At 72.2% G+C, this 1,637-nt stretch carries 1 protein-coding gene; it reads left to right on the forward strand.

Annotated features, from left to right (window positions below; genetic code table 11):
* Positions 1-86 precede the first annotated feature (86 nt).
* The gene (locus ACWGDE_RS38795) at positions 87-1,631 is read left to right on the forward strand and encodes a glycoside hydrolase family 31 protein (protein ID WP_453393794.1); all 1,545 of its coding nucleotides are present in this window, start codon (positions 87-89) and stop codon (positions 1,629-1,631) included.
* The last annotated feature ends 6 nt before the right edge of the window (positions 1,632-1,637 follow it).

Below are 1,637 nucleotides of genomic sequence, written 5' to 3' on the forward strand. Positions count from 1 at the left end.
GGTGTACGCCAACGCCGTCTTCAAGGACTCCGTCGGTCAGGCCCTGCAGCCCGGCGGCCCGTCCCCGAGAAGGGACCCCCACAGGTATGACGATGCTCGAACTCCCCCTGCTCGACGGGGAACACTGGTGGGGCGGGGCGGTCGCCGAAGGGCGGCACATGCCGTACCCCGACGGCTACACCTTCGACCTGCGCGACGTGCTGGCCAACCAGGGGATGCCGCTGCTGCTCTCCGACCGGGGCCGCTGGGTGCACAGCGAGCACACCTTCACCTTCACGATCGCCGACGGCCGGCTGACCGTGCAGGCGCACGAACCGGACGCGGTCGTCGAGTACGGCGAGGGCCACGGCGATCTGCGCGGGGCCTACCGCGACGCGCTCGCCCGCCACTACCCCGCGTCCGGCACGATGCCGGACCCGCTGCTCTTCGGCGCACCGCAGTACAACCTGTGGATCGAGACGGTGTTCGAACCGACCCAGGACAAGGTGCTCGCGTACGCGGAGCGGCTGCTGGCGGAGGGGTTCCCGCCCGGCGTGCTGATGATCGACGACCGGTGGAGCAACGACTACGGCGACTGGACCTTCCACCCCGGCCGCTTCCCCGACCCGGCGGGCATGGTCTCCCGGCTGCACGAGCTCGGCTTCAAGGTGATGCTGTGGCTCGTCCCGTACGTGACCCCGGACACCCCCACCGCCCGACACCTCGGCGACCAGGGGCTGTTGGTCCGCGACACCGGCCCCGGCGCCGACGGGCGGGCCAGGGTCGCCCATTGGTGGAACGGCTGGAGCGCCGGCCTCGACCTGCTGGAGCCGCGGGCGCGGGCATGGCTCAGCGGCCGGCTGGAAGCCCTGCGGGACGACATCGGCATCGACGGGTTCAAGTTCGACGGCGGCGACGCGCCCTGGTGGCGGTCGCTCGGGTGCGCGGACCCGGAGGCCTGCACCCACGCCTGGAACCGCTTCGGTCTCGACTGGCCGCTCAACGAGTTCCGTGACGCGTGGCGCTCCGCGGGCCTGCCGCTGGCCCAGCGCCAGCAGGACAAGTACCACCTGTGGGAGGGGCGGTTCGGCCTCGACAGCCTGATCCCGAACGCCCTGGCCCAGGCGGTGACCGGCCATGCCTTCACCTGCCCCGACATGATCGGCGGCGGGGAGTTCCGCTTCGTGCCAGGTGAGGGCGGCGAGGGGTTCGACGAGGAACTGTTCGTCCGCTACGCCCAGATCGCGGCGCTGTTCCCGATGATGCAGTTCTCCATGGCTCCGTGGCGGGTGCTCTCCCCCGGCAACCTCGCCGCCGTCCGGGCGGCCGCGCTCCTCCACACGGAGTTCGCCCCGGAGATCCTCGGTCTCGCCGAGCACGCCGCTGCCACGGGCGATCCGATCCAGCGCCCCCTCGAATGGGCCTTCCCCCTCCAGGGCTACGCGGAGGTCACCGACCAGTTCATGCTGGGCGACACCCTGATGGTGGCTCCGGTGGTGGCCAAGGGCACTGGCGGGCGCGAGGTGCGCATCCCGCCGGGCACGTGGCTGGCCGACGACGGCCGGTCGTACGAGGGCCCGGCGACGGTCTGGATGGACGCGCCGCCGGACCGGCTGCCCTACCTGCGCAGCACCGGCGCGCCGGAGGAGTGAAGCACC

The sequence above is a fragment of the Streptomyces sp. NPDC054956 genome (assembly GCF_053609185.1).

Bases quoted from the DNA above. Each gene is read 5' to 3' on its own strand.
- ACWGDE_RS38795 (WP_453393794.1), top strand. From the start codon at position 87: ATGACGATGCTCGAACTCCCCCTGCTCGACGGGGAACACTGGTGGGGC.